Here is a 16013-nt window from a genome sequence, read left to right on the forward strand (position 1 = left end):
TTTATTGAACAGTTTCAACTTATTCCATCTGCAAAGGTGGAATTTTTTTATTTTTGCCCTCTTATTTTTCTGTATGATTAGAATTTCTCAAAGAGGAGTGGAAATGCCGGCTTCACCCATCCGGAAGCTGGTCCCTTATGCCGAGGCTGCCAAGCAAAGGGGGGTGATGGTGTACCATCTGAATATCGGACAGCCGGATATTGAAACACCGCCTGCTATTATGCAGGCCGTAAGAGATGTGCATATGCGGGTGCTGGAATACAGCCACAGCGCCGGAAATGAAAGTTACCGCCGTAAGCTGGTGGAATATTATAAGCGGATCGGGATTGCGGTAACGCATGAAGAGATCCTGATTACGACCGGTGGCAGCGAAGCGATCCTGTTTGCCTTTTTTGCCTGTTTGAATCCCGGGGATGAGGTGATCATTCCGGAGCCATTTTATGCCAACTATAATGGTTTTGCCTGCACGGCCGGCATCAGGGTAATTCCTATTCCCTCCGGTATCGATACCGGGTTTGCCCTGCCGCCGGTTGAGGACTTTGAACGGGCGATCACTGCCAGGACCAGGGCCATCCTGATCTGCAACCCGAATAATCCTACCGGCTACCTGTATAGCACTGCCGAAGTGGAGGCGCTGGGCAATATTTGCAGGAAACATGAACTGTTCCTGTTTTCAGATGAGGCCTACCGGGAGTTCCGGTATGAGGACGACAGTGATTACCTGAGCCCGTTGCAGCTGCCGGGGCTGGAGGAGCATGTGGTGGTGATGGACACGATCAGCAAACGGTATAGTGCCTGCGGTGCACGGATAGGCGCCCTGGTCACCCGTAATAAAGAGGTTTACCAGACCGCACTGAAATTTGGCCAGGCGCGGCTGAGCCCTCCGGGACTGGCCCAGGTATTGGGAGAGGCCGCGGTGGATCTTCCTGAAAATTATTTTGATGGCACGCGTGAAGAATATCGCAGGCGGCGTAATCTCCTGGTACAGCGGTTAAACGCAATGGAGGGTGTATTTTGCCCTAACCCGGGGGGCGCCTTTTATGCCATTGCAAGGTTGCCTATAGACGATTGCGACCGGTTTTGCCAATGGCTCCTGGAATCGTTTACACACAATAATCAAACCCTGATGCTGGCCCCCGCAACGGGCTTTTATGCAACACCAGGATTGGGGGTCAATGAGGTACGGTTAGCTTATGTGTTAAATACGGATGCCATAAATGCGGCGATGGACTGTCTGGAACAGGCGCTGAAAGTATACCCGGGAAGGCGATAAACAGGACCATAAAAAAAAATATATAAAAGGGGCGCTGTAATCAGAGCTCCTTTTTTTATGTCCGATCCTGCGATTTTGTCAAAAGAGCTCCTATAAAATTAACATTATATATAATAGTAATATTTATTAAAAGCGTGTAAATCGCTGATAATGGATCAAAAAGATCTAATTTTATATATTATAAAAAATAATATATATATTATTTTTTATGGAGTCTTGACTTTTTATCTCTTTAAACACTATTTTTGGTATGAGATTTAGCTAAATCAATTTTACATTATTGTTTTTTTATCTATAATTTAAAATATAAAATATATACAATATGTCAATGACTCGAAAACTAGCTATCATTCCTTTTGCCTTATTAATTCTTATTGTAATCTTAAGTCTTTTGTTTGGTCATAATCCTACAGAAATAAAGCAGTTCGCGGAGATCAATTCCGGTGATACGGCCTGGATGCTGACCTCAGCGGCCCTGGTTCTGATCATGACACCGGGACTGGCCTTCTTTTATGGTGGTATGGTAAAAAAGAAAAATGTGATATCTACCATGCTGCAAAGTTTTATCTGTATGGCAATTGTTTCGATCATCTGGGTGGTTTTCGGGTTTAGCCTGGCCTTTGGGGATTCCATCGGTGGTGTAATTGGGAATCCCGGAACCTTTTTCCTGATGAATGGAGTGCTGGAGAGCAAGCCCTGGCCCCTGGCTCCCACGGTACCATTGGTGGTTTTTGCCTTTTTTCAGTTAAAGTTTGCCATCATTACCCCGGCCCTGGTAACGGGGGCATTTTCTGAACGCATCCGGTTTACTTCGTATATTTTCTTTATATGCCTGTTTATTGTCTTCATCTATTGCCCGCTGGCGCATGCCACCTGGCACCCGGATGGGATGCTGGCCAAATTGGGGGTACTCGATTTTGCCGGTGGAACCGTGGTTCATATGAGCGCTGGCCTGGCTGCCCTGGCCGGGGCTATCTATCTGAAGAAACGTACGGATACCAGCGAAAATAAACCGGCCCGTATTACCTATGTATTATTAGGTACCGGCTTGCTTTGGTTTGGCTGGTTTGGTTTCAACGGTGGTTCTGCAATGGCTGCCAATGCCCTGGCGGCATCGGCCCTGGCTACAACAGCCGTGGCTTCCGGAGCAGCAGCTTTCGCATGGATTATTTTTGATGCATTAAGAGGGAAAAAGCCATCTGCAATGGGCACCAGCATTGGTGCTGTGGTGGGCCTGGTGGCCATTACCCCGGCGGCGGGCTTTGTAAGTCTTCCGCATGCATTGGTAATTGGTGTGGTAGCCGCTATTATCAGCAACATGATGGTAGAATGGAGAACAAAAACCGGTATTGATGATACGCTGGATGTATTTCCCTGCCATGGTGTAGGAGGAATGGTTGGAATGTTGCTTACGGGTGTTTTTGCCAACAAGGCGATCAATACCGCCAACGCCACCGGCAACGGGCTCTTCTTTGGCGAAACCAAATTGTTTACCACCCATGTGCTGGTATTGCTGGGAGTGATTGTTTTTGTATTGGTGATGTCCTTTATACTTTTGAAAGTGACCGACCTGATCACGCCGCTGCGGGCCAGCGAGGATGAAGAACTGGAGGGGCTGGACCGGTCGCAACACGGGGAAAGTTTATAAACACCCTTTTAATAATACTGCTGCAAGGATGCAGGAGTACCGTAGGAGGCCACAGGGTCTCCTACAACTATTTCAGGACAATGCAATTTCATAGCAGGGATACCGATTATTTTCCCTATTTTCCTGAAAAATTATTTGCGGATGAAAAAATTGTTGTTGCTCCTGGGGCTGCTCCCGGGACTGATAGCTGTAGCTCAAACCACCTTCCCGGTAAATGGGGTTGCAGATCCCCGCTCCGGGAGTTTTGCCCTGACCAATGCCACCATCGTAAAAGATCCCTCCACCACCATTCAGAATGCCACACTGGTGATCAGGGAAGGAAAGATCGTCAGCGTGGGTAGTGGCAATATACCCCCCGATGCCGTGGTGATCGATTGCAAGGGTAAATATATTTATCCGTCGCTGATCGACATCTACAGCGACTATGGCATTGCACAACGCACAGTGGACCTGGCATTTGATTACGGGAGGCCGCAGCAGTTTAACAGTGCAACAAAAGGCGCTTATAATTGGAACCAGGCCATTAAAAGTGAGGTGAATGCTGCCGATCTTTTCAGTACAGACGACGCAAAGGCACAGCCACTGCGTGAAATGGGTTTTGGAACTGTATTGGTGCATGAAAAGGACGGGATTGCAAGGGGGACGGGTTTGGTAGCGACCTTATCTGCAAAGAAAGAGAACCTGGCGATTATAAAAGAAAGGGCAGCTGCCTTTTATTCTTTTAAAAAAGGATCATCGAAGCAAAGTTATCCTACCAGCATGATGGGCGCTGTAGCATTGTTGCGGCAGAATTACCTGGATGCGCAGTGGTATAAGACCCGCCCCCCAAAAGAAGGGGTTAATAAAACACTGGAAGCCTGGAATGCCCTGCAATCCTTGCCCCAGATCTTCGAAACAACCGACAAATGGAGTGGTTTGAGGGCAGACGGGATCGGTGACGAGTTTGGTGTGCAGTACATCATAAAAGGCGGCGGAGATGAGTACCAGCGGATCAGAGAGGTTGCAGCCACCAAAGCACCCTATATCGTTTCACTGAATTTTCCGGATGCGCAAAAAGTGGAGGACCCGGCCGACGCCCGGTTTATTGCGTGGAGCGACCTGGCACATTGGGAGCTTGCGCCTACCAACCCTGCCGCATTTGAAAAAGCAAAGATCCCGTTTGCGCTCACAGCGGCAGATCTTAAAGATACCAAAGCCTTTTGGCCCAATCTTCGTAAAGCCATTCAGAACGGGCTATCGGAAAGAGCGGCACTGGAAGCATTGACAAAAACGCCGGCCAGCCTTTTGAATATAGCAGATAAAGTAGGAAGCCTGGAACCGGGATACCTGGCCAACTTCCTGGTTACCACCGGCAACCTGTTTGCGGAAAAAACGAGCATACTCGAAAACTGGATCCAGGGCGAACGGTATGATATCAACGCAAAGAACAGTACTGAACTGAAGGGGCAATATGCCCTGGCCATTACCGAAGGAAATACGGTTACGCAATACCAGCTGGAAGTAAAGAGCAATACGCTGGCCACTGTTAAGACCAAAGAAGCGCTTACCACAAAGTTCAGCGTGGATGGAAGCCTGGTCTCGATCAGCTTTTCGTTAAAACCTACAACCAAAGTGATTGGTACAGGACAAAAGGATTCCGTTTTTGAAAACCGGCAGGCGGGGGAACTGGTCCGGCTTAGCGGGGTAAACTACGGAAGCTCCTGGCAGGGAGTGGGGGCCAATGAAAGAGGTGCCCCGGTAAGCTGGGTCGCCACCCTGACCACCGCAGCAGCAGTAACAAAAGATTCATCCAGACAAACTTTTGTGAAACCGGAAGCCCAAATGGTTTATCCCTTCAGCATTTATGGAACGGCCGGGCTGCCGCAGCAGGAAACCATCCTGATAAAAAATGCCACTGTATGGACCAACGAGGCGGGCGGAAGACAGGAACAGACCGATGTACTGGTAAAAGCCGGGAAGATAGCGCAGGTCGGAAAGTCTCTTTCCGCTGCAGGGGCCCGGGTGATCGACGGAACCGGCAAACATCTTACGCCCGGCATCATAGATGAGCACTCACATATTGCAACCTTTTCCATCAATGAAGGGGCACAGTCGGTAACCTCAGAAGTAAGGATCGGCGATAATCTGAACCCGGATGATATCAATATTTACCGGCAGCTAAGTGGCGGCGTAACCACCTCGCAGATATTGCACGGATCGGCGAATACGATCGGCGGGCAAAGCCAGCTGATCAAATTACGCTGGGGGGCAGATGCAGAAGGACTTAAATTTAAAGGAGCAGATCCCTTTATCAAATTTGCGTTGGGCGAAAATGTAAAACGGACCGCTTCCACGCTGGGCAACAACCGCTATCCGGACACACGCATGGGGGTTTATGAAGTATTGAATGATGCATTTCAGCGCGCCCGCGAATATGAAAAAGCCAAACGATCAGGCGATAAAACGGTGCGGCGGGATCTGGAGCTGGATGCGCTTGTAGAGATCCTGGATCGCAAAAGATTTATTACCTGCCATAGTTATGTGCAAAGTGAAATACTGGGACTGATCAACGTGGCCGAAAAATATGGTTTTAAAGTGAATACGTTCACGCATATACTGGAGGGCTATAAAGTAGCAGACCGGATAAAACAGCATGGAGCTAACGTGTCTACTTTTTCCGACTGGTGGGCCTATAAGAACGAAGTAAAAGATGCCATACCCTACAATGCGGCGCTCATGCATCAGCTGGGGCTGAATGTTTGTATTAACAGTGATGATGCAGAGATGGCCCGCCGGCTGAACCAGGAGGCTGCAAAAACGATCCGGTATGGCGGGGTATCGGAAGAGGATGCCTTTAAAATGGTAACACTGAACCCGGCAAAGGCATTACATATTGATAATCGTGTAGGAAGTATTAAGGCAGGAAAAGATGCGGACCTGGTATTATGGAGCGATAACCCGCTGAGCATTTATGCCCGGGCATTGTATACATTGGTAGATGGTGCCGTTTATTTTGACCGGCAAAAGGACAGCGGGAATCAGGAGCACAGGGCTGCAGAACGGAACCGCCTGATACAGAAAATGCTTTCGGCAGCAAAAGGCGGGGCGCCTGTAGTGCCGGCAAAACCAACAGCCCAGGTGGTATTACATTGCGAAGACCACGAGCAGGCCGATGGCGTGCTTGCGGCGGATGCATTTGAATTCTAATTCTTAAAACCAAACTCGATGAAGAGCTTAGCATACGTTATTTTATGGTTCCTCGCGCTGCCGGCAATGGCGCAGGATGATGTGTACCCCGCAAAAAAGCAGGAGGGTGTCCTGGTGATCCGCAACGGCATTATTCATACCGGCACCGGGCAGGTGATCCCGCAGGGTGTTATTGTTATTAAAGACGGGAAGATCCAGAGTGTGGGTGCACCAGCTGCAACGATTCCGGGAGCTACGGTGGTAGATGCTGCCGGTAAACATATTTACCCGGGTTTGATCCTGGCCAGCACAGACCTGGGATTGCGGGAGATCATGAGTGGCGTAAGAGGCAGCAATGATTTTTATGAGCTGGGTGATTACAATCCGGATGTTCGTTCCATTGTCGCTTACAACACGGATTCACGGATCATCAATACGCTGCGTTCAAACGGGATCCTGCTGGCAAATATCGTTCCTTCCGGCAGTCTGCTGACGGGATCCTCATCTGTGGTACAACTGGATGCCTGGACCTGGGAAGACGCCCTCTACAAGGCAGACAACGGAATGTTCCTGAACTTACCGATGTTGCTGAAGTCACCGCGTTCCGGGGCCTCCGACCCTGTAAAAGAAGGGATAAAACGGATCGAGGCATTGAAAGCGTTTTTACAGGAAGCAAAAGCCTACGCCGGGTCCACAGCGCAAAAAGAAGTTAACCTGAAATTTGAAGCATTACGGCCCTTATTTGCAAAAAAACAGAAATTGTTCGTCAATGCCAATATCTCCCGGCAGATCCTGATGGCGATCGATATTGCAAAAACGTTCGACATCCGGGTGGTGATCGTTGGCGGAAGTGATAGCTACCTGCTTGCCAACCTGCTCAGGCAGAACAATATTCCGGTAATCCTGAATGCCATACATGCGCTGCCTACCCTGGAGGATGACGATGTGGACCAGCCGTTTAAGACCCCTGCATTATTGCAGAAAGCAGGAGTGCTTTTTGCGCTCAACGACGATGAGAGCTCGTCCCGCTATCGCAACCTTTCTTTTTTTGCCGGTACGGCTGCTGCCTACGGGCTTTCAAAGGAGGAAGCCCTGCAGGCCATTACCTTAAATGCCGCCCGTATCCTGGGGATCGACGACCGCACGGGATCGCTTGAGGCCGGCAAGGATGCCAATATTGTTATAGCCGCCGGTGATCTCCTGGATATGAAAGAAAGCGCAGTGACCGAAGCCTATATCCAGGGCCGGAAGATCGACCTTAATAATAAGCACAAGCAATTGTACGACCGTTACCGGCACCGTTACCAGCTGCAGTAACCACCGGGTTATACCAATCCCCGTTTTCATCAATGGAATAAGCTTCCGCCTTTAGGTGAGCCGGCTTATTGAACCTTGCGTTTGCCGGCTAACGTTTATGCCTGCCGGCAATTTCTTTATTGGATCATCGGTTGTCAAAACTATGATCCCCAACCCCTGTGTGCGGCGTGCTGAATTTTGTATTTCAATCAAATAGGAAGGATTTTGCTTTTATGACCAAGTTGGAATTGATATAAGTGTCTGAGCCTCACGGCTTGACATGGGTTAAGATTTTCCTGCTTTTTAATGAAAATTAAACAAGTGTTTGATTAATTAAACACTTGTTTAATATCTTTGTGAAGGAAAATTTTAAAAAAAGTGTCAGCAGCGTTTACACAAAAGCAATTAGAAATTATGGAGGCCGCAGTGCGGCTTTTTGCCGGCAAAGGGTTCGACAATACATCGGTACGCGATGTTGCAAAAGCTGCCGGGGTCAATGTGGCCATGATCTCCTATTATTTTGGTTCAAAGGAAAAGCTGCTGGAAGCCATCTTCATCAAGTATATAACCACCATGCGGGCAAAGCTGGAGGAAATTGTTTTTGCCAGCAATGTGACCCCCGCCGAAAAGATTGACCGGATCCTTGAATCCTATATTGACACAATTGCCGCTAACCGGCATTTTCATTTGCTGATGGTAAGAGAGCAGGGGGTGATGAAAAATAAGATTATGTATGATGGTGTAAAGAGCCTGAAACTAAAAAATACTTCGTTGATAAAAGGCGCGATAAAGGCAGGTGCCAAGGCGGGCATTTTTAAAAAGAACGTCGATATCACTATTCTGGGGCTGACTGTGTTCGGGACCATTAACCAGGCCTTTAACACCCAGCGGTTCCTTTGCGAGCAATACCGCATCAACCCGGAAAACGAGGCAGAGTTTTTAAAAGTGATCATCCCGCGGCTGAAAACACACCTGAAAGAAGTTGTCAGAAGTTACCTGCTGGTGAAAGAGTCGGATAAATAAATTGAAAGTTTCGTAAAAGCTGATTTTGTATATGAATAAAAAAATAACAGCCATTGCAGCGCTGTTTTCAATGCTGGTGGTGGCGGGCAATCGTCTTTCTGCACAGGAAGTAAGAAAGCTTTCGGTAAAGGAAGCAGTAGCGCTGGGTTTGCAAAGCAGCAAACATTTAAAGATTGATCAGGCCAAAGTGCTGGAGGCTGATGCCGCTTTGGAAGAGGCAAAAGACCGCCAGCTGCCGGACTTTAAGATCAGCGGGTCTTATATGCGTTTGACAACGGCAAAGATCGATATGAAAACCGCGCAGAGCCAGGACGCGTCTTCCGGAAGCGGCTCCGGTGGCGGGGTTCCCAAAATCTCCCAGGCAATGTATGGTATGGCCAACCTGTCGCTCCCGTTATATGCCGGGGGAAAGATCCGGTATGGCATCCAGTCTGCCAGGTACCTGCTGGAGGCCGAAAAACTTAATGCCGGTAATGATCAGAACGGAATTGTCTATAATCTTATAGCCGCCTATACAAACCTGTTTAAGGCGGCGCAGGTCATTGATGTGATCAAAGAAAACCTGGCGGCCTCCGAAAGCAGGGATTCCAATTTTATCCGCCTGGAAAATAACGGGCTGATGGCCCGCAACGACCGGCTAAAAGCACAGCTGCAGACTTCCGGTATTGAATTGCAGCTGCTGGAAGCGCAGAGTAATTATAATATAGCCAATGTAAATATGGACCTGCTGCTGGGATTGCCGCAAAATACGGTGATAGCGGTGGATCCGGCTTTTATCAATGAGGTACCACAGGAGCAGCCCTATACGTATTATGAAGAGAAGGCGGTGGAAGGCCGGCAGGATATGAAGGCGCTGGGCTATCAGCAGAAAGCGGCCGACCTGGGTATCAGGGCGGCAAAAGCGGGTTATCTTCCCTCACTGGCGCTTACAGGGGGGTATGTAGCGTTGAATATACCTGGTTTTTTGTCGGTGACCAATGCGGTAAATGCCGGGCTGGGCGTTCAATACAGCCTTTCCAGCCTTTGGAAGACGGGGGCTGCGGTCAAAAAGGCAAAGGCACAGGCGCTGCAGCTATCCGCTTCGAGGGAAATGCTGTCCGATAATATTCGTCTTCAGATCAACAGGGACTATCAGAATGCATTACTGGCAAAGAAAAAAATTGAAGTGCATGATAAGTCGCTCATACAGGCAGAGGAGAATTACCGCATCACCAAAAATAAATATGACAATAGCCTGGTTACCATTACAGATCTGCTGGATGCCAATGTAGCATTATTGTCATCTAAGATAAATGTGTTAAATGCAAAAGCCGACGCGGCCCTGGCCTATCAGAAATTGCTGGAAAGCTCGGGTATGTTGTTTCAATAATTTGTAAAAAGCTTATTTAAATCGTTACACAATGGCAAAGGAACAAGTTCAGGTTCAACCAAACGAAACCAATCAAAAGAAAAAAAGAAGCCCCGTATTCTTTATCATACTGGCGGCGCTGATAGTGGGCGGCGGTTATTTTGGGATTAAATCCTATATCTACGGCAAGCATCATGAAGATACGGACGACGCCCAGGTTGCCGCCAATGTAAACCCGGTTATATCCAAGATCTCCGGCTACATCGCAGAAGTAAAAGTAAAAGACAATCAGTTTGTGCATAAGGGAGATACCCTCGTGGTGCTGGACACAAGGGATCTGAGGATGGCGCTGGAGCAGGCAGAAGCCGCGCTGGGAACGGCGCAGAGCAATGTTGCGGCGGCCCGCGCAGGAACTGAAGCAGCCCACAAAAGTATCAGTACCGCAAATGCAGCGGTGGCTACCGCCGATGCGCAGATAGAGGCAGCCCGGGTAAATGTATGGCGTACGACGGAAGATCTCAAGCGCTATGAGAACCTGATAAAAGATCACTCCATAACCCAGCAGCAATATGAGCAGGCGCTGGCGGCCAAACAAACGGCAGACCGGCAACTGGCGATCCTGAAAGAGCAGCGGAGCCAGGCAGCTGCACAAACCGGTGCGGTGAGCTCACAATCGAAAGCTACATCCGAGCAGATCGGTGTTACATCTGCCATGGTGCACCAGCGCGAGGTAGATGTGGAGAATGCCAAACTGAACCTGAGCTATGCCGTTATTGTGGCGCACGAAGATGGTGTGGTTTCCAAAGTTCCGGTACAGACGGGACAGTTTATCCAGGCCGGGGCACAGCTGTTCAGTATTATCCTCGACAATGATAAATGGGTGGTGGCCAACTTTAAGGAAACACAATTGTCGCGGATGGTGACCGGTCAGAAAGTGGCCATCAGTGTAGATGCATTTCCCAAACATGATTTTGAGGGAGTGGTAAGCTCCTTTTCACCGGCAACAGGCTCTGTGTCCGCGCTGCTCCCCGCCGATAATGCCAGTGGCAATTTTGTAAAAGTGGTACAGCGGGTTCCGGTAAGAATTGAATTTGTGAATAAGAACGATTCCCTGATACAAAAATTACGCGCCGGCATGAATGTGCTGGTAGATGTTCATCTTAATTAGTGAGAAGTTGGATAGTGAGAAGTTAGTTAGTGAGAAGTTGGATAGTGAAATGTGGAAGGATAAAAGGGGAAGCAGATTGTTTCACTATCCAACTTTTCACTTCTCACTAATTAAATTTCACTTTCCTCAATAAAAAGATATCAGTTTATGCAACAGGATTCTCTTGTAGAATATGGTGCCCGGCGCGTGATCGTTACGGTTACGGCGATCATTTGTGCGCTGCTTGAAATTGTAGACAGTACCATTGTAAACGTGGCGCTGAACGACATGAAGGGGAACCTGGGTGCAACCCTGTCGGAAGTGGGATGGGTGATTACTGCCTATGCTATCGGGAATGTGATCGTTGTGCCCATGACCAGCTGGCTCTCGCAACAGTTTGGGCGAAGGAACTACTTTGCGGTTTCGATCGTATTGTTTACGATCTGTTCCTTCCTTTGTGGTAACGCTACCAATATATGGGAGCTGGTGGCATTCCGTTTCCTGCAGGGTGTGGGTGGCGGCGCTTTGCTGGTAACCTCCCAAACGATCATCACAGAGTCGTACCCGATTGAGAAGAGAGGAATGGCACAGGCTATTTATGGTTTGGGTGTGATTGCGGGCCCTACGCTGGGACCACCCCTCGGAGGTTATATCGTAGATAATTTCAGCTGGCCGTATATATTTTACATTAATATACCGCTGGGTATCATTGCAACACTGCTGACCTTGCAGTTTGTACGCAGTCCTAAGTTTGCCGAGAAGAAGGCCGCACATGAAATTGACTGGCTGGGTATATTTCTGCTGAGCGCCACGGTAGGGTCTCTTCAGTACATCCTGGAACGGGGGCATGAGGACGACTGGTTTTCCAGCAAAGCGATCGTTGTGCTGACGATCACGGCTGTTTTAGGATTGTTCTTCTTTATCTGGCGGGAGCTTACCTATAAAAACCCTATTGTAGAATTGAGGGTGCTCCGGAACGGGAACCTGCGTATTGGTACCGTGATGTCCTTTATCCTGGGCTTCGGGCTCTATGGTTCAACCTTTATTGTACCGCTTTATACTCAAAGTATTTTGGGTTGGACGGCCCTGCAGGCGGGCATGCTGATGATACCTGCCACGCTGGCAACAGCCTTTATGATGCCCTTTATCGGGCGGATGATCGCCAAAGGCGTGCCCCAGCAGTATATGGTGGCCACGGGACTGTTCCTTTTCTTTATTTATAGCTTCTGGGGATACAAGATCATCACCCCTGATACGGGAAAGGATGCATTTTTCTGGATGCTCATTGTACGTGGGGTGGGGTTGGGATTGCTGTTTATTCCCATTACCACACTGGCACTCTCTACCCTTAAGGGACAGGAAATTGGCCAGGGGGCTGCATTTACCGGTATGATGCGCCAGTTAGGCGGCTCTTTTGGTGTAGCAGCTATTACAACATTTATCGCTAACCGGAATATGCTTTACCGCAACGACCTGGTATCGAAGCTGGATGTAAACGATCTGAACGTGCAGCAGCGGGTGAATGCGTTGCAACATAGTTTTACGGCAAAAGGCATGCCCCCGGATGCGGCCCTGGAGTCGGCACATAAGATCCTGGATTTTACGGTGACCAGGCAGGCCACGGTCCTTTCTTATATGGATGTGTTCCTCTACCTGGGACTGATGTTCCTGATCTGCATCCCCTTTATCCTGTTTATTAAAAAGAGAAAGGGAAAACAGGAAAAAATGGATATGGGAGAGATGATGCATTGACGGGGCGAATTTCAGGTTTCATGTTCCCGGTTTGAGGTTGTGCCCGGGAACAGGGCTGATGACTGGGCGCTGATATGCCTCATCTTCCGAATCCCAACACTCAATGCTCCTGTTTCGAATCGCAAATCTCATCTCCCCCAATCAGAAACTTTGCCGTATTTTTAATCCCGATGTTGCAAAAAATAATCGCTGCGCTGGGACTCTTGTTAATGATCGTTGCTATAAGCGGATGTATTGTTTCGTACAGGAAGCGCCCGACACGTCTGTATGAAGACGTACTTTCAAAAAAAATGACCTTTGACGCAGGCATTGTTCCCGGTTATCCGTTTAAAGATGGAAAATGGGATTCGATAATGAAGGGAAGGGTCCTTTGGGCCATCTGCTTATATGAACAGGGCATTATCCGAAATATTATATTTTCAGGAGGCGCTGTTTATACACCCTATGCTGAAGCGAGGATTATGGGCCTTTATGCGCAGCAACTGGGGATACCGGCAGCGCATATTTTTTATGAAACAAAGGCGGAGCATAGTACTGAAAACGTTTTTTATTCCTATCAGATTGCGCGTCAACAGGGATTTAAATCCATTGCACTGGTAACGGATCCCTTCCAGTCATCGATGATGAAGGGTTTCACCAGGCGTAAGTTCGGCACCCGGATCATCCATATTCCCTTTATGGTAGATACGCTCAGGAAGCGCAACCCGGTGGAAGTGGTTATTGATCCGGCCCCCGCCTATGTACAGCCTTTCCGTTCAATACTGGATCGGGAAGGGGTTTTTCGGCGTTTTCGCGGAACATTGGGGGCTTTTATCCCATGGGAAGATAAAGTATGGAGAAAAGCCCGGCCACTGTAGCAGGGTTCTTAGGCTTCTTCCTGTTTGTTAAAGCTGTAAAGCAGGTAAAAAAGCGCCGGCAAAATAAACACACTTCCTGCCAGAAGCGCAACCGCCAGTGCATGGATCGTTTTGTCGGTACCCTTGTGTATCAGCAGGGATAAGCCGTCTGAGTTTTTCAGGTTGATCAGCACTGGATAGTGCTCATACGTAATCGCTACCAGCAGCAATGAGATCTGCGCCCCTGCAATGATCCGCAGCCATTTTGTAGACTGGCGGAAGAGTGAAACCCACATCCATATTAATGAAAGCGCTGCCAATACCACGCAGGTTATGCTTATGGGGTTTCCGAAGAGCCAGCTTGCGAGGGGAACCCCGTCCCGTTGTGCCGCGATGAGCACCAGCAAGGCAGCGGCTATCGCCGCCAGGCTCATATGTTTGGCCTTTTGGATAAAGCGCTGCCGCTCTGCTTCTGTTTTGGTTTCCCCAATGATAAAAATGGCTGCCAGGAAGCCGCAGATAGTGACGGTGAAGATGCCCACCGTTACTGGAAACAACCCCAGCCAGCTGAAAATATAAGCATCCGCGAAATGGGTAGCCAGGGGATCGATCCTCCCCGAAACGGCGCTGCCGGCAATGATGCCCAGGAACAGGGGGGTGATGATGCTGGAGTACATAAATGTTTTGGAATAAACGGTCTGCATCTTATCCTGTACCGCATCATAGTTCCGGAAGCTGAAGGCGGTGCCTCTTGCCACAATGCCCAGCAGCATAATAACCAATGGAATATGGAGGTAGATGGATACCGTGGAATAGATGACGGGGAAGCCAACAAAAAGGATCACAATCGCAATGATCAGCCACATATGATTGGCCTCCCATATAGGGCCAATGGCGCGGTACATGGCTTTCCGGGTCTGCTCCTTACTTTTCTTTGTAGAAAGAAACTCAAGGATACCTGCGCCAAAATCGGCCCCTCCCATTAATACATAAAGAAGGATCGATGCCCACAAATATGCCATAACTACATAAAGCATGTTTTATTATTTATTGTTCTGGTTTGTCGTTAACCTCAGGCGTCAAACGATAAACCGCAGACATCAAATTTTTATGATACATCATACAATTTACCTACCATCCTTACCTGCCGGTACAACAGCGCCACTACAACAACGCTCAGCGAAACATAAACGGCCGTAAAAATATAAAAGGAATAGACAATACCCGGCATGGGCGTAACGGCATCACGTGTGCGCATAATGCCATAGATGATCCAGGGTTGCCGGCCCACTTCTGTTACCGTCCAGCCGGCCTCTACGGCAATAAAGCCAACGGGGATCGCGGCGGCAAAAAGTTTCAGGAGCCATCGTTTTTCCAGCCATTTCTTTTTTCTCCATAAAGTAAAAAAATAAAAAACGGCAATCAGCAGCATCAGCATCCCCAGGCCCACCATTAGCTGGAACGCATAGTGCGTAATGGCAACAGGAGGACGAACATCTTTCGGAAATGCTTCCAGTCCGGTAACCGGCGTTTTAAAATTACCGTGAGCCAGGAAGCTCAACGCACCAGGAATCTTCAGTGCATAATGCACCGTATCGTTCTGCTCGTCGGGGATGCCACCCAGGATGAGCGCCGCCTTTTCTTCTGTTTTAAAATGAGCTTCCATTGCTGCCAGTTTTACCGGCTGGCGCTTTGCTACATCTTTGGCAGAGATATCACCGCTGAGAGGCTGCAGGATAGCACCCGCGCAGGCAAACACCGCGGCAATGCGGAAGGCTTTTGTATGAAACAGGACGTTCTTGCGTTTCAGGATCATGAGCGCATGCACGCCGGCCACTGCAAATCCCGTGGCTGTAAGCGCGGCAAGGATCATATGCAGGGCCTGCGAAAACCAGGCATCATTAAACATGGCCGCAATGGGATCAATATTCAGGTATTGCCCGTTCACATAATCAAATCCTGCCGGACTGTTCATCCATGCGTTGGCCGCCACCACCAGGATGCCGGAGGCCAGCCCGCTAACGCCAACGATGACGCCGGTAAACCAGTGGAACCATTTATTGAATTTGTTCCATCCGTACAGGTAAAACCCAAGTGCAATGGCTTCGATAAAAAAAGCGGTTCCTTCCAGGGAAAACGGCATGCCAAAAATAGGACCGGCGTGCTTCATAAATTCCGGCCAGAGTAATCCCAGTTCAAAAGATAATACGGTGCCGGAAACGGCGCCGGTGGCAAAAAAAATGGCCACACCACGGCTCCAGGCCCGGGTTACATTGCGGTAAACAATATTTCCTGTTTTGAGCCATTTAAAATGCGAAACCGCCATAAAGAACGGCATGATCATACCGATGCAGGAGAAGATAATGTGAAAGCCCAGTGAGAGCGCCATCTGCGACCGCGCTGCAATAAAGTCATCCATAATATATGGATTGGTTTAAAAAATGAACCGTAGGTCAACGGCATTGGCAAAGATAGTTTAACCATGTGATGAAACCAATTGAATAAAAGCAACGGATGTACCACCA

General features: G+C 48.8%; 11 protein-coding genes. 9 read left to right on the forward strand and 2 right to left on the reverse strand.

Annotation, left to right across the window (positions count from 1 at the left end; translation table 11 throughout):
- Positions 1 to 73: 73 nt before the first annotated feature.
- The 9 genes from BLS44_RS00270 (at position 74) to BLS44_RS00310 (ending at position 13509) form a co-directional block, all read left to right on the forward strand.
- Entirely contained in the window at positions 74 to 1273 is a 1200-nt protein-coding gene (locus BLS44_RS00270) for a pyridoxal phosphate-dependent aminotransferase (protein ID WP_090388571.1), read from the forward strand.
- Positions 1274 to 1601: 328 nt separating this feature from the next.
- The gene (locus BLS44_RS00275; protein WP_090388043.1) at positions 1602 to 2921 is read left to right on the forward strand and encodes an ammonium transporter; all 1320 of its coding nucleotides are present in this window, start codon (positions 1602 to 1604) and stop codon (positions 2919 to 2921) included.
- A 141-nt stretch (positions 2922 to 3062) separates the two neighbouring features.
- Positions 3063 to 6107: an amidohydrolase family protein gene (locus BLS44_RS00280; protein ID WP_090388044.1), complete on the forward strand. Its 3045-nt coding sequence runs from the start codon at positions 3063 to 3065 to the stop codon at positions 6105 to 6107.
- A gap of 18 nt (positions 6108 to 6125) precedes the next feature.
- The gene (locus BLS44_RS00285) at positions 6126 to 7403 is read left to right on the forward strand and encodes an amidohydrolase family protein (RefSeq protein ID WP_090388045.1); all 1278 of its coding nucleotides are present in this window, start codon (positions 6126 to 6128) and stop codon (positions 7401 to 7403) included.
- 357 nt (positions 7404 to 7760) lie between these two features.
- Positions 7761 to 8405 carry a TetR family transcriptional regulator gene (locus BLS44_RS00290; protein WP_245729044.1) on the forward strand — a complete coding sequence of 215 codons (645 nt, stop codon included), beginning with the start codon at positions 7761 to 7763 and terminating at the stop codon, positions 8403 to 8405.
- Positions 8406 to 8436: 31 nt separating this feature from the next.
- Positions 8437 to 9774: a TolC family protein gene (locus tag BLS44_RS00295; RefSeq protein ID WP_090388047.1), complete on the forward strand. Its 1338-nt coding sequence runs from the start codon at positions 8437 to 8439 to the stop codon at positions 9772 to 9774.
- Positions 9775 to 9805: 31 nt separating this feature from the next.
- Positions 9806 to 10921, forward strand: a complete 1116-nt coding sequence (locus tag BLS44_RS00300) for an HlyD family secretion protein (RefSeq protein WP_090388048.1) — start codon at positions 9806 to 9808, stop codon at positions 10919 to 10921.
- A 147-nt stretch (positions 10922 to 11068) separates the two neighbouring features.
- Positions 11069 to 12652 (forward strand): DHA2 family efflux MFS transporter permease subunit, encoded by a 1584-nt coding sequence (locus BLS44_RS00305; RefSeq protein ID WP_090388049.1) that lies wholly within the window; start codon positions 11069 to 11071, stop codon positions 12650 to 12652.
- A 170-nt stretch (positions 12653 to 12822) separates the two neighbouring features.
- Positions 12823 to 13509, forward strand: coding sequence for a YdcF family protein (locus BLS44_RS00310; RefSeq protein ID WP_176954264.1), 687 nt, complete (start codon positions 12823 to 12825; stop codon positions 13507 to 13509).
- An 8-nt stretch (positions 13510 to 13517) separates the two neighbouring features.
- On the opposite strand, the gene BLS44_RS00315 is transcribed toward BLS44_RS00310, so the two are convergent.
- Entirely contained in the window at positions 13518 to 14510 is a 993-nt protein-coding gene (locus tag BLS44_RS00315) for a cytochrome d ubiquinol oxidase subunit II (RefSeq protein ID WP_245729045.1), read from the reverse strand.
- A gap of 86 nt (positions 14511 to 14596) precedes the next feature.
- Positions 14597 to 15907, reverse strand: a complete 1311-nt coding sequence (locus tag BLS44_RS00320) for a cytochrome ubiquinol oxidase subunit I (protein WP_090388051.1) — start codon at positions 15905 to 15907, stop codon at positions 14597 to 14599.
- Positions 15908 to 16013 lie beyond the last annotated feature (106 nt).

The sequence above is a fragment of the Niabella drilacis genome (genome assembly GCF_900101395.1).
Classification (GTDB): domain Bacteria; phylum Bacteroidota; class Bacteroidia; order Chitinophagales; family Chitinophagaceae; genus Niabella; species Niabella drilacis.